Annotated in this window: 18 protein-coding genes and 2 riboswitches; of the genes, 7 read left to right on the forward strand and 11 right to left on the reverse strand. The window is 70.2% G+C overall.

What is annotated here, in order from left to right:
- Positions 1-5: 5 nt before the first annotated feature.
- Genes ACYVBN_RS03370 through ACYVBN_RS03380 form a run of 3 tightly spaced genes read right to left on the reverse strand, consistent with a single transcriptional unit; the run spans position 6 to position 3,468 of the window.
- Positions 6-674, reverse strand: a complete 669-nt coding sequence (locus ACYVBN_RS03370) for an HD domain-containing protein (protein WP_460599274.1) — start codon at positions 672-674, stop codon at positions 6-8.
- Positions 675-677: 3 nt separating this feature from the next.
- The gene (locus tag ACYVBN_RS03375; RefSeq protein ID WP_460599275.1) at positions 678-1,640 is read right to left on the reverse strand and encodes a cytochrome c oxidase assembly protein; all 963 of its coding nucleotides are present in this window, start codon (positions 1,638-1,640) and stop codon (positions 678-680) included.
- 10 nt (positions 1,641-1,650) lie between these two features.
- Positions 1,651-3,468, reverse strand: coding sequence for an MFS transporter (locus tag ACYVBN_RS03380; RefSeq protein ID WP_460599276.1), 1,818 nt, complete (start codon positions 3,466-3,468; stop codon positions 1,651-1,653).
- Positions 3,469-3,637: 169 nt separating this feature from the next.
- Here ACYVBN_RS03380 and dapB point away from each other — a divergent pair, with 169 nt between their 5' ends.
- Positions 3,638-4,387, forward strand: a complete 750-nt coding sequence (dapB, locus tag ACYVBN_RS03385) for a 4-hydroxy-tetrahydrodipicolinate reductase (protein ID WP_460599277.1) — start codon at positions 3,638-3,640, stop codon at positions 4,385-4,387.
- Between the two features lies 1 nt (position 4,388).
- Positions 4,389-5,132: a type 1 glutamine amidotransferase gene (locus ACYVBN_RS03390; protein WP_460599278.1), complete on the forward strand. Its 744-nt coding sequence runs from the start codon at positions 4,389-4,391 to the stop codon at positions 5,130-5,132.
- A gap of 24 nt (positions 5,133-5,156) precedes the next feature.
- On the opposite strand, the gene ACYVBN_RS03395 is transcribed toward ACYVBN_RS03390, so the two are convergent.
- Genes ACYVBN_RS03395 through ACYVBN_RS03410 form a run of 4 tightly spaced genes read right to left on the reverse strand, consistent with a single transcriptional unit; the run spans position 5,157 to position 7,610 of the window.
- On the reverse strand, positions 5,157-5,948 hold the full coding sequence (locus tag ACYVBN_RS03395) for a tyrosine-protein phosphatase (protein WP_460599279.1): 792 nt from the start codon (positions 5,946-5,948) through the stop codon (positions 5,157-5,159).
- 17 nt (positions 5,949-5,965) lie between these two features.
- Complete coding sequence (locus ACYVBN_RS03400) at positions 5,966-6,280, reverse strand: AzlD domain-containing protein (protein WP_440281275.1); 315 nt, start codon at positions 6,278-6,280, stop codon at positions 5,966-5,968.
- Positions 6,277-7,008, reverse strand: a complete 732-nt coding sequence (locus ACYVBN_RS03405; RefSeq protein ID WP_440281276.1) for an AzlC family ABC transporter permease — start codon at positions 7,006-7,008, stop codon at positions 6,277-6,279. The genes ACYVBN_RS03400 and ACYVBN_RS03405 overlap by 4 nt, the downstream gene beginning before the upstream one ends.
- Complete coding sequence (locus ACYVBN_RS03410; RefSeq protein WP_460599280.1) at positions 7,005-7,610, reverse strand: GNAT family N-acetyltransferase; 606 nt, start codon at positions 7,608-7,610, stop codon at positions 7,005-7,007. Before ACYVBN_RS03410 ends, ACYVBN_RS03405 begins: the two co-directional genes overlap by 4 nt.
- Positions 7,611-7,705: 95 nt before the next feature.
- Between ACYVBN_RS03410 and ACYVBN_RS03415 the strand changes: the two genes are divergently transcribed.
- Entirely contained in the window at positions 7,706-8,524 is an 819-nt protein-coding gene (locus ACYVBN_RS03415) for a ferredoxin reductase domain-containing protein (RefSeq protein ID WP_460599281.1), read from the forward strand.
- 35 nt (positions 8,525-8,559) lie between these two features.
- Here the strand turns inward: ACYVBN_RS03415 and ACYVBN_RS03420 are convergent, their stop codons facing one another.
- Together ACYVBN_RS03420 and ACYVBN_RS03425 are read right to left on the reverse strand one after the other, a co-directional pair.
- Complete coding sequence (locus ACYVBN_RS03420; RefSeq protein WP_460599282.1) at positions 8,560-9,510, reverse strand: dihydrofolate reductase; 951 nt, start codon at positions 9,508-9,510, stop codon at positions 8,560-8,562.
- Between the two features lie 16 nt (positions 9,511-9,526).
- Positions 9,527-10,339 carry a thymidylate synthase gene (locus tag ACYVBN_RS03425; protein ID WP_460599283.1) on the reverse strand — a complete coding sequence of 271 codons (813 nt, stop codon included), beginning with the start codon at positions 10,337-10,339 and terminating at the stop codon, positions 9,527-9,529.
- Positions 10,340-10,577: 238 nt separating this feature from the next.
- On the opposite strand from ACYVBN_RS03425, the gene dapA reads away from it, so the two are divergent.
- Both dapA and ACYVBN_RS03435 read left to right on the forward strand, forming a co-directional pair.
- Positions 10,578-11,474: a 4-hydroxy-tetrahydrodipicolinate synthase gene (gene dapA / locus ACYVBN_RS03430; RefSeq protein ID WP_440281281.1), complete on the forward strand. Its 897-nt coding sequence runs from the start codon at positions 10,578-10,580 to the stop codon at positions 11,472-11,474.
- Positions 11,471-13,156: a ribonuclease J gene (locus ACYVBN_RS03435; RefSeq protein ID WP_440281282.1), complete on the forward strand. Its 1,686-nt coding sequence runs from the start codon at positions 11,471-11,473 to the stop codon at positions 13,154-13,156. Before dapA ends, ACYVBN_RS03435 begins: the two co-directional genes overlap by 4 nt.
- A gap of 328 nt (positions 13,157-13,484) precedes the next feature.
- On the opposite strand, the gene ACYVBN_RS03440 is transcribed toward ACYVBN_RS03435, so the two are convergent.
- Positions 13,485-14,192: a transglycosylase family protein gene (locus ACYVBN_RS03440; protein ID WP_460599284.1), complete on the reverse strand. Its 708-nt coding sequence runs from the start codon at positions 14,190-14,192 to the stop codon at positions 13,485-13,487.
- Between the two features lie 4 nt (positions 14,193-14,196).
- Positions 14,197-14,334, reverse strand: a riboswitch (cyclic di-AMP (ydaO/yuaA leader).
- A 293-nt stretch (positions 14,335-14,627) separates the two neighbouring features.
- Between ACYVBN_RS03440 and ACYVBN_RS03445 the strand changes: the two genes are divergently transcribed.
- Entirely contained in the window at positions 14,628-15,704 is a 1,077-nt protein-coding gene (locus ACYVBN_RS03445) for an endonuclease/exonuclease/phosphatase family protein (protein WP_460599285.1), read from the forward strand.
- On the opposite strand, the gene ACYVBN_RS03450 is transcribed toward ACYVBN_RS03445, so the two are convergent.
- A complete protein-coding gene (locus ACYVBN_RS03450; protein WP_460599286.1) occupies positions 15,682-17,052 on the reverse strand; it encodes an aminotransferase class V-fold PLP-dependent enzyme in 1,371 nt (456 codons plus the stop codon). The genes ACYVBN_RS03445 and ACYVBN_RS03450 overlap by 23 nt on opposite strands.
- A 45-nt stretch (positions 17,053-17,097) precedes the next feature.
- Positions 17,098-17,210: riboswitch (SAM riboswitch) on the reverse strand.
- Positions 17,211-17,538: 328 nt separating this feature from the next.
- Between ACYVBN_RS03450 and ACYVBN_RS03455 the strand changes: the two genes are divergently transcribed.
- The gene (locus ACYVBN_RS03455) at positions 17,539-20,079 is read left to right on the forward strand and encodes an FtsK/SpoIIIE family DNA translocase (protein WP_460599793.1); all 2,541 of its coding nucleotides are present in this window, start codon (positions 17,539-17,541) and stop codon (positions 20,077-20,079) included.
- The last annotated feature ends 94 nt before the right edge of the window (positions 20,080-20,173 follow it).

A 20,173-nucleotide genomic window follows, 5' to 3' on the forward strand; every position in this document is an offset into this window, starting at 1 on the left:
CGGAGCTAGCCGCCGGGCCCTTCATGACCGAGCCGGAGTAGCTCCCGGCGAACGTTCGCCCGCGCCGCAGCAGTCCAGCGGGCGCGGGCGAACCGGGTCCGATAGACGTCGGGCCGGTCGACCAGCGCGGCCAGGATCTCACCGCGTGCGGCCGCGTAGTCGGCGTCCGGCACGTGTGCGTACTCAGCGCGCACTTGTGCGCAGTATTCGTCGAACCGATCCGCCGGTGCGGCCAGGATCGCCAGGTCGGCATCGGTGAAAACCCCGGCCAACGCACCCGGCAGACCAGTGCCGTGCTCGATCGTCAGCAGGATCAGGTCCTCGACGACCTGTATGTCGCAAGGGTCGACACCCACGTCCGTCAGCACCCTTCGGGCCAGCCGTGCACTGTCGCGTTCCGTCACGCCAGGTGCGGCGTGCACGTCATACACGGCGTCGTGCAACCAGGCGGCGACGCGGGAGAGACGGCGGTCCCGCCCACTGAGGCCCGCACCGAGGCGCTCGAGGGCGGCCAGCATCTCGGACAGGTGCTGCACCGTGTGATAGCGGCGGTGCGGCTGCGCCCACCGGGTCAGCAGCTCGGCGCCGGCACGCCGGGCGACGATCGAGTCCGCCGACGCGGACAGTGCGTCGACGTCGACGACCCATGCGTCCAGCAGTTCGGTGTCCGGCATCCCTTAATCGTCGCGGTTGCCGAAACGGTCCGCCAGCCGGGGATCCGACAGCCACCACGGGCGTTCGGTCTCGGTGTCGTCATCGCTTGCGGTCGCCTCGGCCCGGTCGAGCTCGGCGTCGGTGGCGCGCGCCTCGGCAGCGTCGTGGCGCAACCACTCGATGAAGACCGCCGCGATCATCGGCACCCCGATCGACTCGGCCACGGCGAGCAGCGCGCCACCGGCATACTTCTGGTCCATCGTGTGGCTGAGCCCGTCGCGCAGCGCATCGGCGGCCGGCGCGAAGCCGGGGAAGTGCGGCAGCAGCATGGAGTTCGCGGTCATGACCAGCACACCGGGCACCGCATCGGCGACACCGTCCAGGAACGCCAGGAACGTGCGGACCGGCGGCGTGGCCCACTCCGGCAGCAGGTCGTCGGCGAGCGTCGGCAGCACGTAGAGCAGCCCGACGAGCAGCAACTGCACGATCAGCAGGGTGCCGATCAGCGAGGAACGCACCGCGTGGTCGCCGTACGGTGTGAAGAAGACGGCCAGGATGCCGGCGAGGTCGAGCAGGAAGCTGACCGCGGGAAAGGTCAGCACCCGGACGACGGGGGACCGGAGCGCGCGGTGCACCGCGGTGTGCGATCCACGTGCCGCGGTGAGCAACCGCAACGGGTCGCCGAGCGCCAGCCCCATCGGGGTGACGGTGCCGAGCACCGCGACCTGTGCGGCGAACATCCACAAGAAGGTCTGCCGATAGACGCCGACCGGCCCGCAGGTGACGTAGACCAGCGTGCCCACGCCGACCACCAGGTATGCCGCCACCCGCCACCACGGCCAGCGCACGCCGCGTCGTCGCGCCGCGGACAGCAACCACAGGTAGCCGGCGAGCAGCAGCAGCGCCAGCACGATGCCGACGGGGTCGAAGCGCCAGGCGGTCACCCAGCTGGTGACGCTGAAGGGTGCGGGGGCAAGACCGGTCACCTGAGAAGTATCACCGGGTAACCGCAACGTTTCCTGAGGATGCGGAGTCGGCGCTGTCGCTCGGGGTGCCATCGCCGCCGTCGTCGTGGACGTACTTGCTGCCGCGCAGCAGGCTGGCGATCGCCGCGACGACCATCATCGCCGCGGCGGCACCGAAGACGACGATCAGTCCGTCGTGGAACGGGCCGGACAGCAGGTGCGGGAAGAACTCCTTGCCGGTCAACGTGGAGGCGTTGGCGGCCGGGATCTTGTCCAGCGTGCCGGTCGGACCGAGCAGGCTCTCGATCGGGTTGTAGCCGAGGAAGGCTGCGAACATCGACCCGACCGGAGGCAGCCCGGCGATCTGGTCCGCCACCGAGGAGGGCACGTGCTGGGCCAGCAGACCGGAACGCATGGCGTGCGGCAGGTTCTGGGCGAGGCCGGCGATCATCAACGAGAAGAAGATGCCGATGGACAGGGACGTCCCCGAGTTGAAGAACGTCGCACGCATCCCGGAAGCGGCACCCCGCTCGTGCGCGGGCACGGAGTTCATGATCGCGGTCGTGTTGGGTGCGGAGAACATGCCCGAGCCGATCCCGTTGACGAACAGCAGGGTGGCGAAGATCCAGTAGTCGAAGTTCACCGGGATGAGCAGGAACCCGATGAAGGTCGCCGCGGTGATCAGCAGCCCACCGCTGGCGAACGCTCGCGCCCCGAACCGGTCGGACAGGAAACCGCAGACGGGGCCGGCGATGAGGAATCCGATGGTCAGCGGCACCAGGAAGATGCCTGCCCACAGCGGGGTCGATTCGTAGCTGTAGCCCCGCAGCGGCAGCCAGATGCCCTGCAACCAGATGATCAGCATGAACTGCATGCCGCCGCGGCCGATCGACGCCAGTAGGCCCGCGAAGTTGCCGGCGCTGAACGCCTTGATCCTGAACAGGCTCATCGAGAACATCGGGTTCTCGACCCGGGTCTCGATGACGCAGAAGGCGATCAGCACGAGTGCGCCGCCGATGAGTCCGGCCAGCACCCACGGACTCGTCCAGCCCATGGTGTGCCCGCCATACGGCTGGATGCCGTAGGTGATCGCGACCAGGATCGCGGTGACACCGATCGCGAAGCTCAGGTTGCCTGGTATGTCGAGGCGTCCGCGGCGCGTGGTGCCCAGCTCGTGCAGCGATTTGTAGGCCCACACGGTGCCCAGCACACCGATCGGCACGCTCACCCAGAAGATCGCCCGCCAGTGCCACTCGGACAGGATGCCGCCGATGATGAGGCCGAGGAACGAGCCGGCGATCGCCGCGACCTGGTTGATGCCCAGCGCCATACCGCGCTGGGTGGCGGGGAAGGCGTCGGTGAGGATCGCGGTGGAGTTGGCCATCAGCATGGCGCCGCCGACGCCCTGCACGATGCGCCAGACGATGATCCACATCGCACCGGTGCCACCTCCGGCCGGGTCCAGCGACAGCAGGATCGAGGCGACCGTGAAGACCACGAAGCCCAGGTTGTAGATCTTGACCCGGCCGAACATGTCGCCCAACCGGCCGAGGGTGACCACCAGGACGGCCGACACGACCAGGTAGCCCATCAGCGTCCACAGCAGGTAGCTGATGTTGCCGGCGCCGAGCGGGTCCAGGTCGATGCCTCGGAAGATGGCCGGCAGCGAGATGATCACGATGGAGGAGTTGATGGTCGCCATCAGCACGCCGAGCGTGGTGTTGGACAGCGCCACCCACTTGTAGCGCGGATGATCGGCCTCGAAGCGCCGGCGCGCGCCGCGAGTGCGCTTGCGGCTCTGGCCGGGAGTGGACGGGGCGTCGCGGTCGGGGACGGGGGCTTCGGTCACGTCGGTGTGGGCTCCAGGGTTGCTGTGGTGCTCGGTCGACGGCCACGACAACTGAAGTCATTAGCCGAGGTAACTATCAACATAGCACCAGTATGGAAAATCGTCCTCGGGATGATCCGTTGCCCGGACGCCGCCCGGGCGGGGCGCCTCGAACGTCTAGCCTGACGGGGTGACCACATCGACAGCCGTTGCCGTCATCGGAGCCGCCGGACGCATGGGCAGCGCCGCCTGTGCCGCGATCGAGAACGCCGCCGACTTGACGCTCGTCGGCCGGTATGACGCCGGCGACGCGCTCGGGGACCTCGGCGGCGCACAGGTCGCGGTCGACTTCACCGTCCCGGACTCCTCACCCGCCAACGTCGCCCATTGCGTCGAGCACGGCATACACGCCGTCGTCGGCACCACCGGCTGGACCGCCGAGCGCCTCGAGAAGCTGGAAGAGCAGCTGACAGAGCATGATTCGGTCGGTGTGCTGATCGCGCCGAACTTCGCGATCGGCGCGCTGCTGATGATGTCCTTCGCGCAGCAGGCCGCGCGCTTCTACGAGTCCGTGGAGATCGTGGAGACCCACCACCCGGCGAAGGTGGACGCGCCCTCGGGGACCGCCGCGCGCACCGCGGGGCTGATCGCACGGGCGCGCGCGGACGCGGGGCTCGGCCCGGTGCCCGACGCCACCGCGAGCGACCCCGACGGCGCCCGCGGCGCACAGATCGACGGCATCCGGGTGCACGCGCAGCGGCTGCGTGGTCGCGTCGCGCACCAGGAGGTGTCGTTCGGCGGTGAGGGCGAGGCGCTGACGATCCGGCACGACTCGTTCGACCGGGCGAGTTTCATGCCCGGCGTGCTGGCCGGGGTGCGCGCCATACCCGACCACCCGGGTCTCACCGTCGGACTCGAGCACCTCCTCGGACTGGACTGACATGAGCACCGCGACCGTGACTGTGATCCGCAATGACGTCGACAGCGGCCCCGGCCGGATCCCCGACTGGGCGGCCGCCGCGGGTGTCGCCGTCGACCTGATCAAGGCCGACGAAGGCGAGGCCGTGCCGCGCCGCGCCGACGGACTGGACGCGGTCGTGCTGCTCGGCGGGGGCTTCCTGCCCGACGCCGACGACCGCAAGCCGTGGCTGCCCGCCGAGCGGGCCCTCGTCCGCGACTGCCTGGACCACCGAGTCCCGGTGCTGGGCATCTGCCTGGGTGCGCAACTGCTGGCGCACGTCGGCGGAGGCCGCGTCGAGGGCGACTACGGTATGCCGGAGAAGGGCGTCACCCGCCTGACGCCGCAGGCTGACGCGGCCGATGACGTTCTGTTCCAACCGCTTTCGGGTCGGCCCACGGTCGGCATCGAGAGTCATCGGGACCAGATCACCGAGCTGCCGGACGATGCCCGGTTGCTGATGTCGAGCGAACGGTGCCGGCACCAGGCCTTCCGGCTGGGCGACGCCGCCTGGGCCACCCAGTGGCACCCGGAGTCCAGCGCCGAACGGGTCGCCACCTGGGACGACGACAACCTGCGCACGCTCGGCTTCGATCCCGCGGACGTCAAGCGCGTCGCCCAGGAGCGCGGCGCGGAGCTGGAGCAGACCTGGCAGGCGTTCTTCGGCCGATTCCTCGACGTGGTGCGCGCCCGGGCCGTCGCCCGGCGTGGGAGCGTCATTCGGTGAGTTCCGACCGCGGGGAGGAAAACGTCAGTCGGTGAGTTTGGCGCGCAGCTGGTCGAGTTGGGCCTCGGACCAGCCGACCGACCGCAGCCACCCGGCGACCGAGCCGTACTCCGCGTCGATCGCCTCCAGCACATGCTCGATGGTGTCCGGCCGTGAATGGTGCGCGGTCATCGGCACGTCACGCAGATTGTCGGCGTAGCCGGGCAGTTTCTCCAGCCGCCGCACGATGCGTTCGGTGCGTTCGGTGCTGGCCGCGTAGTCGGCGACGATCGCTTCCCGGGGCACCTCGGCGACCGACAGTGCCATCGCCACCACCGTGCCGGTGCGGTCCTTGCCGGCGGCACAGTGCACCACGGTCGCGCCCTCGCTGGTCGCGATGACGTCCAACGCCGCGGACACCGAGTCCGGGCGCCGGTCCAGGTAGCCGAGGTAGTGACTCGCGCGCGGGTTGTCGTTGCGCTGCGGCTCCTCGGCGTTGTGCCAGGGGAGCACCAGCACGTCGCGCGTGTCGATGTCCTTGTCGTCGGGGAAGAGCGAATGGTGATGGTGCGCAACGGTGTCCAGCGCCCGCAACGGTCCGGGACCGGTGATCCGCAGCTCGACGTCGCTGCGCAGGTCGACGATGTCGGTGACCTGGTGGTCCTGCACCAGCACCTGTATGTCGTGCTCGGTCAGATCCTGCAGATTGTCCGAGCGGACCAGGCGGTGAGGTTGCACGGCGCGACCGTCGGAGGTCGGCAGGCCGCCGAGGTCGCGCATGTTGACCACGCCGTCGAGGTCGATCCAGCAGGGCTGCGTCGCGGAGGGTTTCGTCACGACTCCACCGTAGATCGTCAGCCGACGCCGGCAGCCCGCAGCAGGGCGGCGGTGGCTGCTGCGGCCACGACCACGACCAGGAAGGGCGCGCGCAGCAGCAGGCACACGATGGCGACCGTCAGCCCGGCGGCGCGTGCGTCGACGGTGAGCGACCCGTGGCCCGTGGTGAAGGTCTGCACCGCGATCAACGCCGCCAGCAGCGCCACCGGCAGGTAGTGCATCACCCGGTCGGTCAACGGATGGTCCAGCACCCGCTGGGGCACGACATACCCGGCGAACTTGGTGGCGAAGGAGAGCGCGCTGGCCAGCAGCACGGTGGTCCAGAGATTCATATTTCCTGTGCCGTGGTGACGGTCCGATCCGGCAGGAGACCGGCGGCCACGGCGGCCAGCGCGGCGACCAGCACCGGTATGCCGGACGCGGTGTGCGGTGCGACCAGCAGAGCGATGAGTCCCGCGGCGACGGCGACCAGCTGGGAGCGGCGGGTCCGCAGACGGGACCAGACCAAGGCGCAGAACGCAGCGGGTGCCGCGGCGTCCAGGCCGTAGCGGGCGGGGTCGCCCATGGCGTTGCCGAGCGCGGCACCGACCGCGGACATCAGTCCCCACAGCACGAAGACCGACAACCCCGTCCACCAGAATCCGATCCGCGACAACGCTCGGTCGGATTGGGTGATCGAGACGGCAGTGGATTCGTCGATCGTCAGGTGGGCGGCCAGCGCCCGGCGCCAGCCGGTCGCCTGCAGCAGCGTGCTCACCTGCAGGCCGTAGAAGCCGTTGCGCAGACCGAGCAGCGTCGAGGTGCCGATCGCGCTCGCGCCGGAGCCGCCGGCGCCGATCACCCCGACGAGCGCGAATTGCGATCCACCGCTGAACAGCAGCAGGGAGAGGGCGACCGCCTGCCAGAAGCTGAGGCCGGCGGCGACGGCCAGGGCGCCGTAGCTGATGCCGTAGGCGCCGGTCGCGACGCCGACCCAGATCCCTTTGCGGGCAACGGTTCGGGCCACATCAGTCGGCGCCTCGGATGTGCCGGCGGCACGGTCGGGCCCCACCGTGCTCATGGGGCGTCGGGTCCCTGCGGGGTGCGTCCCTCGGAGTCAGAGGCAGCGTCGGAGGCAGCGTCGGAGTCGGTGAGCGAGGCGGTGAGACGTATCTCGCGGGCGGTGCGACCGTCGGCCGCGACGACCCGGTCGCGCCAGGCGCCGTCCGGCCGCAGACCGGCGGCCGACAGGAACGCTCGCGTCTGGTCGTCGTCGGCCAGCAACCACATCGTCAGCGCGCCGAAGTCACCGGCGCGCAAGGTGTCCACGGCCGCATTGAGCAGGCGGGAGCCGTTGCCGGCCCGGCGGTGCTCGGGGCGCACGCCCAGCGTGTAGATCTCGCCGGTCGCCAGATCGGTGTTGTCGGCGGGGCCGATCGCGACGAAGCCGACGACGGCCGCGCCCTCGGTCGCGACCAGCAGCCGGTGCCGCGGGCTCGGCGGGTTGCGCAGGGACTCGCGCCAGGCGGGCTCGAAGGCCGCCGGGGTGAACGCGGCCGCGACATCGGCGTCGACCAGCGGGCCGTAGGTGTCGCGCCATACGGCTGCCTGCACGTGGGCGACCGCGGGGACGTCGTTCGCGCGGGCGGTGCGGACCCCGGTGTCGCTGGTGGGGGAGTTCATCGGGCCAGCTTTTCATCCCCGCCGACGCGGGCGCGCCCGGGACCGTGCGGCCGCGCTCGCACCGATCGCGCCGGTCTGCGAAACTGCCATGCGTTGTGAGTCTGCTGAAGTCCTCCGGCGTGCGACATCGCCGCCCGCAGTTCCACCCGCTCACCGTGGCGGCGGTGGAGCGCCTGACCGACCGTGCCGTCGCGGTGTCGTTCGACATACCCGACGAACTGCGCGAGACCTTCCGCTTCGAGCCGGGCCAGCACCTGACGCTGCGGGCCACGATCGGCGGCACGGACGTGCGCCGTTCCTATTCGATCTGTATGTCGCGTGCACAGGCGGCCGGGACCGGCCGGTTGCGCATCGCGTCCCAGGAGGTCGACGGGGGCGCGATGTCGGTGTGGCTGAACCAGGTGGTCCGGCCGGGGGACCGCATCGAGGTGCTCGCCCCGTTGGGCGACTTCGTGTGTCCGACGGTCGACACCGAGCGCGAGATCGTGGCGATCGCCGCCGGATCCGGGATCACCCCGGTCATCTCGCTGGTCCGCACCGTGCTGGAGGAGGAGCCGGGCACCCAGGTGACGCTGATCTTCGGCAACCGCACACCGGACAGCACGATGTTCCGTGCCGAGCTGGAGTCGTTGGCGGAGCACTGTGCCGGTCGCTTCGACCTCATCGAGGTCTTCTCCCGGGACAGCTCCGGCGCCCGGGACCCGCTGCTGACCGGGCGCATCGACGGCGCCAAGGTGCGGCAGATCCTGCGACGCACGGGGGTGGCCGTGCCCGAGGTGGACGAGTGGTTCCTGTGCGGACCGATCGGCCTGGTCCACGACGTGCGCACGACGATCGTCGGCGAGGGCGCCGAACCGGCGAGCGTGCACCACGAGGAGTTCTTCCAGGAGCCGGTGCCGGCGCCGGCCGACTGAAGGTGTGCCGCCCGCGGCCTCGAGGTCGCGGGCGGTCAGTCGAAGATCGTGCGGCCGGGGTCCTGCTCGAAGAACGCCCGCGCCAGCGGCCGGTGTGCCGGGATGATCGGCAGACGAGCCGCTTCGTCCTGGGTGAACCACGCCGACTCGGTGACCTCGTCGGAGACGCCCGGGGCGCCCGCGACGACGTGCGCGCGGAAGCACACGCCGAAGATGGCCCGTCGACGACCGTCCGGGTAGACGATCACCACGTCGGGGTTGCTGTATGCCGCCAGCACCGCGTCGACGGCGACGTGCAGTCCGGTCTCCTCCCGCGTCTCCCGCACCGCGGCCTCCGACCAGGTCTCGCCGACCTCGACCCCGCCGCCCGGCAGACACCACAGCCCGTTGTCCTCGCGGCGGGTCAGCAGCAACCGGCCTGCGTCGCCGACGGCGCAACTGGCTCCGGCCTTGATCTCGGTCGCGCCGGCCTGCGCGGAGCCGGCGATGCGCGGGCCGACGTCCACCTGTGCTCGGGGTCTGCGGCGCTCGTAGGTCACCACGGACCAGCCGTCGTGCGGCTCGCGGGACACCTCGTGCCAGATCGGCGAGTCGGTGAGCGGCCAGCCGGGAAACACCGTGTCGCCCTCGGGATCCAGCGGGATCTCGGAGATCAGCATCCGGTCGACGTAGGGCGCGAACAGCTCCCACACCTGTGCGCCGCCGGTGACGAAGAAGTCCTCGTCGCCGGCCAGGAAGAGCGCCTCGTCGACGCTGTGCGCGACCTCGACACCCTCTGCGGACCAGTCGGGGTCACGGGTCAGCACGATGTGCCGCCGGCCCGGCAACAGGCCGTGCGACTCGAAGGTGCGCCGCCCCATCACCATCGGATGACCCATGGTCGCGGCCTTGAAGCCCTTCTGCTCGCCCGGGACCCGCCACGGCATGGTGCCGTCGCGCCCGACGACGCCGTTGCGCGCGACGGCGGCGATGAAGCTGATCGTCATGCGGGGTCCTCGGTGCTCATACCGCGATCGGGGCCTTGATCGTGGGCGCCGCGACGTAGTCCTCGAGCGAGATGTCCGGCAGGTCGAAGGCGTCGATCTCGCGGATCTGCGGGTTGAGCCGCAAGGTCGGCAGCGGACCGGGCTCGCGGGTCAGCTGGAGCCGCGCCTGGTCCAGATGATTGAGGTAGAGGTGCGCATCACCCATGGTGTGCACGAATTCGCCGGGCACCAGGTCGGTCACCTGGGCGACCATCGCGGTCAGCAGCGCGTAGGACGCGATGTTGAACGGCACGCCGAGGAAGATGTCCGCCGACCGCTGGTAGAGCTGGCACGACAACCAACGGCGGCCGTCCTCGGTGGGTCCGCCGACGTAGAACTGGAACATCGTGTGGCACGGCGGCAGCGCCATGTCGTCGACCTCCGCGACGTTCCAGGCCGAGACGATGTGCCGGCGCGAGTCGGGGTTGGTGCGCAATCCCTCGATCAGCCGGTGGATCTGATCGATGGACCCGCCGTCGGGCGTCGGCCACGACCGCCACTGGTGGCCGTAGATCGGTCCGAGGTCACCGTTGTCGTCGGCCCACTCGTCCCAGATGGAGATCTTGCGGTCGTGCAGCCACTGCACGTTGGTGTCGCCGCGCAGGAACCACAGCAGTTCACCGATGATCGAGCGAAGATGCAGCTTCTTGGTGGTCAGGGCCGGGAAGCCGGCGGTCAGGTCGAAGCGCATCTGGTGCCCGAACACCGACAAGGTGCCGGTGCCGGTGCGGTCCTGCTTGCGAGTGCCTTCGGAGATGACCCGATCGAGGAGGTCGAGGTACTGCTTCACGGGAGCAGACGCTATCAGCGGGGCCCGACAGGGCGGTCTCGCAGCACGCGCCCAATGTGATCTAGATCACATTGGGCGCGTGTAACACTTTCCGGCAGCACCCGATGTAACCGTTGATCGCGTCGTCACCCGGACCCCCGAGCGGGTGACGACGCGATCAGTCATTCACCGGGGCGTCGCTGTTCGGCACGCGGAAGGCGACGGCACGCGGCCCGCGGTCGCCGCTAGCCTGGACGCCATGACGCAGCCCTCCGGTAACCCCTTCGGCACGATGATCACCGCGATGGTCACGCCCATGCACGACGACGGTGGGCTCGATCTCGACGGGGCGCAGCGGTTGGCGGCATACCTCGTCGACCAGGGCAACGACGGCATCCTCGTCAACGGCACCACCGGCGAGTCCGCGACCACCACCGACCAGGAGAACGTCGACGTGGTGCGCGCGGTCGCCGAGGCGGTCGGTGATCGCGCGATCGTCATCGCCGGCGTCGGCACCAACGACACCGCGCACTCCGTGGCCGCCGCGCGCAACCTCGCCGCGGCCGGCGCCCGGGCCGCGCTCATCGTCACCCCCTACTACAACCGCCCGCCGCAGGCCGGGGTGCTCGAGCACTACCGCACGGTCGCGGCGGCGACCGACCTGCCGGCGATGGCTTACGACATACCCGGCCGCACCGGCACCGCACTGGCGCCCGACACCATTCGCGCGTTGGCCGAGGTGCCGGGCATCCGGGCGCTCAAGGACGCCAAGGGCGACCTGGCCACGAGCGCGCCGCTGATGCGCGAGACCGGCCTGCTCTGGTATTCCGGCGACGACGCCCTCAACCTGCCCTGGCTGGCCCTCGGCGCGACCGGCATGGTGAGCACGGTCGGCAACGTCGCCAGCGCCCGGCTCGTGTCGCTGCTGCGCGCGGTCACCGCGGGCGACCTGGCGGCCGCGCGCGAGATCAACCACGGCCTGGTGCCGCTGGTCGCCGCCGTCATGAACGTCACCCAGGGCACCATTCAGGCCAAGGCCGCCCTGCGCCTCATGGGCGTGATCGACTCCGACTTCTGCCGGCTCCCACTGGTGCCGGCACCGCAAGAACATCGCGCGATCCTGCGCGATGCCCTGACCGCACAAGGACTGATGTGAGCCATCCCCATCCCGAACTCGAAGAACCCCCCGCACTGCCCCAGGGCGGTGTCCGGGTAGTCCCGCTCGGCGGGCTCGGCGAGGTCGGCCGCAACATGACGGTCGTGGAGTATGACGGCCGGCTGCTCGTCGTGGACTGCGGCGTACTGTTCCCCGAGGACCACCCCGGCGTCGACCTGATCCTGCCCGACTTCGAATACATCCGGGACCGGCTGGACGACATCGACGCGATCGTGTTGACCCACGGTCACGAGGACCACATCGGGGCCGTCCCCTACCTGCTGCGCCTCAAGCCCGACATCCCCCTGGTCGGATCCACCCTGACCCTGGCGCTGGTCGAGGCCAAGCTGAAGGAACACCGGATCACGCCATACACGCTGGCGGTGAAGGAGGGCGGCAACGAGAAGATCGGGCCGTTCGACTGCGACTTCATCGCGGTCAACCACTCCATCCCCGACGCGCTCGCGGTCTTCATCCGCACCGGCGGCGGCAACCTGCTGATCACCGGCGACTTCAAGATGGACCAGCTACCGCTGGACCGCCGGATCACCGACCTGCGCGCTTTCGCCCGTGCGGGGGAGGAGGGTGTCGACCTCTTCCTGACCGACTCCACCAACGCCGAGGTGCCCGGGTTCACCACACCGGAACGCAACATCGCCCCGGCGATCGAGCGAGTCTTCCAGCACGCCGAGCGCCGGATCATCGTCGCGTGCTTCTCCTCGCACGTGCACCGCGTGCAGCAGGTGCTCGACGCCGCGGCGACCCATGGCCGGAAGGTGGCGTTCGTGGGCCGGTCGATGCTGCGCAACATGGGCATCGCGGCCGACCTGGGCTACCTGCACGTGCCCGACGGCGTCCTGGTCGACCTGAAGAAGATCGACAACTTCGCCGACAACCAGATCGTGCTCGTCTCGACCGGGTCACAGGGCGAGCCGATGGCAGCGCTGTCCCGGATGGCGAACGGCGACCACAACACCATCGACATCGGCACCGGCGACACCGTGCTGATGGCGTCCTCCCTCATCCCGGGCAACGAGAACGCCGTCTACCGGGTCATCAACGGCCTGATGCGACGCGGCGCCAGCGTCATACACAAGGGCAACGCGTTGGTCCACGTCTCGGGCCACGCCAGCGCCGGCGAGTTGCTCTACTGCTACAACATCGTCCGGCCCCGCAACGTCATGCCGATCCACGGCGAATGGCGGCACCTGGTCGCCAACGGCGAGCTCGCCGTCGCCACCGGAGTGCCCGCCGAACGCGTGCTGCTCGCCGAGGACGGCGTCGTGGTCGACCTGGTCGACGGCCGCGCGCGCATCGTGGGCGCCGTGCCCTGCGGCTACGTGTATGTCGACGGCTCCCTCGTCGGGACCACCGACGAGACGATGCTGAAGGACCGCCGCATCCTGCGCGACGAGGGCTTCGTGACGATCATCGTGGTGCGCGACGCCGACACCGGCAAGATCGTCAGTGGCCCGGAGATCCAGACCCGCGGCTTCGCCGAGGACGACGACGTCTTCGACAAGGTGCGCCCCAAGCTGGAGGCGGCCTTGGAGGAGGCCCGCCAGAAGGGCATCAGCGACACCTACCAGCTGCAGCAGGTCATCCGGCGCGCCGTGGGCGGTTTCGTCGGAGGCAAGCTGCGCCGGCGCCCGATGATCATCCCGATCGTCATCGACGCGTAGGTCACACCGAGCTCGCCGCTACTGTCGCGAGTTTCTCGCTCGAATCGGCCGCTTTCGGCGAGAAACTCGCGACAGTAGTGACTTAGTCGCGCTGGGTGGTGGCTCTTCGGAACTCCGGCTCGGCGGCGGCGTCGGCGTTCGTCATACGTCCGCCATCGCCGAGAGAGCAGTTGTCGTCGTGATGACGCGCTCATGACGACAACAACTCATCTCTCGATGAGACAGCGACGGGGTCGACAGACGACGAAGGCCCCGGTCCACATGACGTGGACCGGGGCCTTCGGGTTGATCATCACCGCACGGGGACGGTGATCATCAGCTGATCAGATCAAGCCGGCAGGTTGAGGTGCTGGCCGACGAAGATCAGGTTGGGGTCGTTCACGGTGCCCTTGTTGGCCGCGAACAGCGCCTGCCAGCCACCCTTGACGTGGTAGCTCTGTGCGAGCTTGCTCAGGGTGTCGCCGGACTTCACGGTGAAGGTCTTGCCCGAGAGGGCGACCTTCGGCGCGGAGTCGACCTTCTTCGGCGCGGAGTAGGACTTCGTCGGAGCCTGGGCGCGCTCGGCGGAACGCGACACCTTCGGAGCCGTGTAGGTCTTCTTCGGCGCGGTGTAGGTCTTCTGCGGTGCGGCCTGGGGAGCCGGCGCCGGGTTGACGTTCGGCGAGCCGCCGCCACGGGTCAGACCCGCGCGCACGGAGCAGACCGGCCAGGCGCCGGGACCCTGTGAGGCGAGCACCTTCTCGGCGATCGTGATCTGGGCCGACTTGCTCGCCAGGTTGGCGTTGGAGGCGTAGGCGCCACCGCCGAAGGCGATCCAGGTCGAGTGGGTGAACTGCAGGCCACCGTAGAAACCGTTGCCGGTGTTGATGGCCCAGTTGCCACCGCTCTCACAAGCGGCGACGCGGTCCCAGGTGGAGACCGACGCGGCGTGAGCGTCACCAGCGGTGGCGACGCCGGCGGCGGCGAGGGCTGCGGCGGCGGCAACCCCGATGCCGACGACGCGGGTCTTGCTGTTGAGGTTCTTGCTGAGGTTCATTGATTCCTCTCCTGACGTGCGCATACGGGGTTAGCTGTCGGGTCGGGCTGTCAGGTGCCCGGCAGGTTGTCGGCCTGCTCTCACCCCAAGACCGCGTCGCGGCCGAAATGGGTTCCCCATCCTCGTTGTGCCTCCGGGACCATCCCGGATCGTGGTGGCCGCTCAACGAGGTTGTGCGCAGCGGACCACAGGCAAATGGCGGAGTCGTGCCGGGTTGCACTCTCCGTCGATGGATGTTGCTTCGCCAGGGGGACGAAATTTCAACCACCGATCGTCGAAGGTACGTGGTCGCGAGGAGATTTCCAAGTCGAACCGTGACCATTTCGTGACTTTTTTGAGAAGTGTCGCCGGAGTCACACGCATCGTGTTGCTTGCATCACTCCAGTCCCAGTGGTAACAGCACGGGGTATGTCGCGGGTGGGTGACAATGCCGGGGTGTCACATTCGGGCCCTGCCGCCGCTGCGCCGACCCGCCGGACCTGGCGTTCGGGCCGGCGTGGGCGCCGGCATCCGGACCGGCATCGCACCCGGCGACGGGAGGCACACACGGTCGGGTGGTGGGCGCTCGCCGCGGTCCAGGTGCTCGTCGCGGCCGGCGTGTTCGTTCGCTGGCTGGACGTCACCTGGCTCGTGCCGCTGGTCCAGGCGCTGTTCCCGCTCTTCGGCGCGGCCGCGGTCGTCCTGTTCGTCCTGACGACGGCTCTGCGGCACCGCTGGCTGGCCCTCGTGGCGCTGCTGGTCGCCATACCTCCTGTCGGCCTCGGGCTGCTCTCGCTGCGCAGCGACACGGTGGCGGCGAGTGCACACGACGAGGTCGTCATGACCATCAACCTCGAATTCGGCCACGGCGACCCGGCACAGGTCGTGGCAGCGGCACGCAACCAGCACGTCGACACGCTGGTGCTGGAGGAGTGCACGGCACCGGAACTCGCGGCGCTGCGGCGCCACGGGCTCGACGATGTCTTGCCGCACCAGGCGGGTCGGGCCGCGCCGGGCATCCGGGGGACCGTGGTGCGCAGCGTCCACCGGCTCGCGCCCGTCGCCGAACATCCGGGCGGCCGGTTCCCCAGCAGCCCCGACGTGCGGGTGACGACGGCGGCCGGCGACTTCCGACTCCGGGCGGTGCACACGCCGGCCCCGCTGCCGGACATCGTCGACGACTGGCACGCGGCGCTCCGCGCCCTGTCCGTATGGCGCAACGCGCTGCCCGACGATCAGCCGCTCGTGCTGGCCGGGGACTTCAACGCCTCGTCCGCGATGCCGGCGTTCCGCGAGCTGGCCGACGGCCTCACCGACAGCAGCCGGGCCACCGGGTCCGGATGGCGGCGGACCTGGCCGCACAACAGACGGGTGCCGCCGTTCATCCAGCTGGACCACGTGCTCACGCGCGGTTTCGGGGTGGTCTCCGACGGCACGGTGACCATCGCCGGCACCGACCACCTGGGCTACTGGGCGCGACTGCGGGTGGATCGGCCACGCAGCACGCCGGCTACCAGGGCAGCGGCTCGCTGACGTCCCGCGGGTCGGCAGGAGCGGACCACCCCTCGTCGGTGTGGACGTAGGACAGGGACGGCCCGTGCTCGACCAGCTGGCGCACGGCGGCGACGAGCCGGTCGACGTGTTCGCCGGTCGTGGCCAGCCCGAGGCTGGCGCGCACCGCGGTCGCGTCCGCGCCGACCACGGCGTCGCACAGCAGGTGGGCGCAGAACCGGCCGTCGCGCACGGCGATGGCGTGCTCGTCGGCCAGCACCTGCGAGACCAGCGACGGGTCGTAGCCGTCGATCGTGAAGGTGACCACGCCCACATTGGGCCGGTCGCCGAGCACCTGCACGATGCGGACGCCGTCGATCGCGGCCAGCCCGCCGTGCAGTCGCGCGTAGAGGTGCGCCTCGTGCGCCTCGACCGTGGCCCGGTGACTGCGCAGCGTGGCGCAGGACGCTGCGATCGCGATGGCGCCCACGGCGTTGGGCGTGCCGCCCTCGTGGCGCGCCGGGCCGGTCTGCCAGCGGGTGTGGTCGTGCGCCACCCGCGCCGTCGCTCCGCCGGCGGGCAGGTAGGGCTCGGCGGCGTCCAGCCAGTCGCTGCGGCCCGCGAGCACACCGGCGCCGTACGGGGCGTAGAGCTTGTGGCCGGAGAAGGCGACCCAGTCGATGTCGAGGGCAGTGAGGTCGATGCTCACGTGCGGTGCGTACTGTGCGGCGTCCAGCACCGTACGCGCCCCGAACCGACGTGCTACGGCTGCGAGTTCGCTCACCGGCCAGATCTCCCCGGTGACGTTGCAGGCGCCGGTGACGACGACGAGGGCGTGCTGGGCGCCGGATCGCCGCAGGGCCGCCTCCAGCAACTGCACCGCGTGTGCGGCGCTGTCCGGGACCGGCAGTCGGGTGGTGCGGTCGGCCGGCCAGGGCAGCAGGGCGGCGTGGTGGGCCGACTCCCACGCGAACACCTGGGTGTCCGCCGGCAGGCAGTGCGCGAGCAGCCGCAGCGCATCGGTGGTGTTGCGGGTGAAGACGACCTCGTCGCCGGGCCGCGCCGCCACGAACTCGCCGACCTCGGCGCGGGCGGCCTCGAACCAGCCGGTGGTGACCCGGCTGGCGTACCCGGCGCCCCGGTGCACCGAGCCATAACGACGCTGCACCTGCTGGGCGGCATCGGCCACGGCGACCAGGGCCGGCGTCGTGGCGCCATGGTCGAAGTTGGCGTAGTCGGTGACGGTCCGGTGGATCGTGGGCACGCCCAGGTCGGCCGACACCGTCTTCGGCAGACCGTCCGCGACGCGTCGCGGCTCCGGTGAGGAGACACGCGGTATACCGAGCCGGCGCGGTGTGGTGTCCTGCTGGGGGTCGATGGTGATGCTCAACGGCTTGCTCCTCGCCGATCAGGGATCGACGGGGAATGCAGAGCCGATCCGCGCTTGCCGGCGCGTTGTCGCGTCGGCCCGGTCGTCACCCGGAGCACCCCACCGCGGTGGAGGGTTGCCGCTCAGCAAGCCGGGGCTTGACGCTGAGACTCATGACCTGCGGGCCAATCTAGCCGGACGGCCGACGAACGCGCCAACGCCGTCCGAGGAGTGGGAACGCCGCTGCCTCGTGCGCGGCGTGTTTCGCATGGGGCTCATGGGGCTGTCGCGTACGGTGTTTTCGTGGCTACCCGTCCGTCCTCGTCGACCACGACCGCGCGCGCGACCCGGAGCAAATCCGGATCCGGCGCCCGGTCGCGCCCCGCGTCGGGCCGCACTTCGACGCGCCCGCCGGCCAAGAAGGCCACCGGTGCGAAGGCGCGGGCCGGGGGGAAGCCGTCCGGCGGCGGGCTGCCGCTGCCGTTGCGCGCCGCCCGCGGGACCTGGATGGGCGTCGCCCACGTCGCCGGTGGCGCGGCGCGCCGGGTCGGTCATTCCGCCCGTGACCTCGAGCCGGAACTGCGGCGCGACGGTCTCGGCTTCGCCCTGCTGGCCGCGGCCGTCGTCATCGCCGCCCGCGAGTGGTGGGGGCTGACCGGTGCGGCCGGTGACGTCATACACGCGATCGTCGCCGGGACGTTCGGACTCGGCGCGCTGGTGATGCCGCTCGTGCTCGTGCTCATCGGCGTGCACCTGATGCGCTCACCGCGCGGCGACCAGGCCACCAACCGCGTGATGGTCGGTCTCGCGCTCTTCGCCATCGCCGTCTGTGGCGGCACCAGCATCGCCAAGGGCATTCCCCAACCGAGCGAAACCGACGCCCTGCGCGGGGCGGGCGGCATCATCGGCTTCCTCGCGAGCAGTCCGCTGGTGGCCGCCGTGCACACGGCCGGCGCGATGGCGCTGCTGCTGATCCTCGGGCTGTTCAGCGTGCTGGTGATGACCGCGACTCCGGTGACGATGATCCCCGAGCGTCTGGCGACGCTGCGCGCCCGGCTCTTCGAGCACGGCGGGTCGTATGACGACGACCAGCCGGTCGACGCGGTCGCCCAGGACCTGCACGGTGACAAGATCGACGGTGGCAAACGCAAGCGCCGCCGCAAGGTGGCGGCGGACGGCGAGCACGACCCGAGCCTGGACGGCGACGAGGCCTTCGAGCAGGCCGCCACGGTCGCGCCGCGGCGGACCAAGAGCGGCCGCGTCCTGCGCCCCGGTGAGAAGGACCCGGGCAGCGACGAGGTCTACGACGTCGACGAGAAGCAGCCGGCCAAGGGCGCCGGCAAGCCGGCCGGCACCGACCGGGCGATGCCGTTGCCCGGCACCACCGGCACGCCGCCGGAGTCGATCGCGATGAGCCCGCCGCTGCAGGCGCCGCCCACCACGCCGCTGCCCCAGCGGGTCGAGCAGCTCCAGCTGGCCGGGGACGTCACCTACACGCTGCCCGCGAACGACCTGCTCAAGCCCGGCACCCCACCCAAGGCGCGGTCGGCCGCCAACGACCGAGTGGTCGAAGCGCTGACCGACACGATGAACTCCTTCGACGTCGACGCCCAGGTCACCGGCTTCAGCCGAGGGCCGACGGTCACGCGCTACGAGGTGGAGCTCGGCCAGGGCACCAAGGTGGAGCGGGTCACCGCACTGTCCAAGAACATCGCGTATGCCGTGGCCTCCGCGGACGTGCGGATCCTCTCGCCGATCCCCGGCAAGTCCGCGATCGGCATCGAGATCCCCAACACCGACCGCGAGAAGGTCAGCCTCGGTGACGTGCTGCGCAGCGGTGCGGCCCGCGGCAACGACCACCCGATGGTGATGGGCGTCGGCAAGGACGTCGAGGGCGGCTACGTCATCGCCAACCTGGCGAAGATGCCGCACCTGCTCGTCGCGGGTGCGACCGGCGCCGGCAAGTCCTCGTTCGTCAACTCGATGATCACCTCGATCATGATGCGGTCCACCCCGGACGAGGTCCGCATGGTGCTGGTCGACCCCAAGCGGGTCGAACTCACGGCATACGAAGGCATCCCGCACCTGATCACCCCGATCATCACCAACCCGAAGAAGGCCGCCGAGGCACTGCAGTGGGTCGTCCGCGAGATGGACACCCGGTATGACGACCTGGCCGCCTTCGGCTTCAAGCACATCGACGACTTCAACAAGGCCGTCCGGGCCGGGAAGGTGTCGCCGCCGCCGGGTTCGGAACGCGTCATGCAGACCTACCCCTACCTGCTGGTGATCGTCGACGAGCTCGCCGACCTGATGATGGTGGCGCCGCGCGACGTCGAGGAGTCGATCGTGCGCATCACCCAGCTCGCACGTGCCGCCGGCATCCACCTGGTGCTGGCCACGCAGCGCCCCTCGGTCGACGTCGTCACTGGTCTGATCAAGGCCAACGTGCCGTCGCGTATGGCGTTCGCGACCTCCTCGCTGGCCGACTCCCGCGTCGTGCTGGACCAGCCCGGCGCCGAGAAGCTCATCGGCCAGGGCGACGCGCTCTTCCTGCCCATGGGTGCCTCCAAGCCGATGCGCGTGCAGGGTGCCTGGGTCACCGAAACCGAAGTGCAGGAAGTGGTTTCGCACGTCAAGCAGCAGCTGAAGCCGGTTTACCGCGACGACGTGCAGGTGACGGCACCGAAGAAGGAGATCGACGAGGACATCGGCGACGACCTCGACCTGCTGCTGCAGGCGGCCGAGCTGGTGGTCAACAGCCAGTTCGGTTCGACCTCGATGCTGCAGCGCAAGCTGCGCGTCGGCTTCGCCAAGGCGGGCCGGTTGATGGACCTGATGGAGAGCCGCGGCATCGTGGGTCCCTCGGAGGGTTCCAAGGCCCGTGACGTGCTGGTCAAGCCGGACGACCTGCCGACGACGCTGGCGCTGTTGCGCGGTGAGGACCCGCCCGCGGCCGAGCAGCCGTACGACGCGGCGGCCGACGGCGTCTCCGGGGACTCCGGGGAGAGCGAGGACGCGTGGCAGTTGACGGATCGGCGCGACTGATCACGGGCGCGGTTCCCACGCCAGCCGGATGACCCCGAACCCGCGGAGGGCGAAGTGAGCGACCACTCGAGCGACCACGACGACACCAGAGACA

This window comes from Flexivirga lutea, assembly GCF_054778955.1.

Excerpts from the sequence above, each read along its gene's own strand:
- ACYVBN_RS03370 (WP_460599274.1), bottom strand. The coding sequence starts at position 674 with ATGCCGGACACCGAACTGCTGGACGCATGGGTCGTCGACGTCGACGCA.
- ACYVBN_RS03390 (WP_460599278.1), top strand. The coding sequence starts at position 4,389 with ATGAGCACCGCGACCGTGACTGTGATCCGCAATGACGTCGACAGCGGC.
- ACYVBN_RS03400 (WP_440281275.1), bottom strand. The coding sequence starts at position 6,280 with ATGAATCTCTGGACCACCGTGCTGCTGGCCAGCGCGCTCTCCTTCGCC.
- ACYVBN_RS03405 (WP_440281276.1), bottom strand. The coding sequence starts at position 7,008 with ATGAGCACGGTGGGGCCCGACCGTGCCGCCGGCACATCCGAGGCGCCG.
- ACYVBN_RS03410 (WP_460599280.1), bottom strand. The coding sequence starts at position 7,610 with ATGAACTCCCCCACCAGCGACACCGGGGTCCGCACCGCCCGCGCGAAC.
- ACYVBN_RS03420 (WP_460599282.1), bottom strand. The coding sequence starts at position 9,510 with ATGACGATCAGCTTCATCGCCGCCGTCGCGCGCAACGGCGTCGTCGGG.
- dapA (WP_440281281.1), top strand. The coding sequence starts at position 10,578 with ATGACGCAGCCCTCCGGTAACCCCTTCGGCACGATGATCACCGCGATG.
- ACYVBN_RS03440 (WP_460599284.1), bottom strand. The coding sequence starts at position 14,192 with ATGAACCTCAGCAAGAACCTCAACAGCAAGACCCGCGTCGTCGGCATC.
- ACYVBN_RS03455 (WP_460599793.1), top strand. The coding sequence starts at position 17,539 with ATGGGCGTCGCCCACGTCGCCGGTGGCGCGGCGCGCCGGGTCGGTCAT.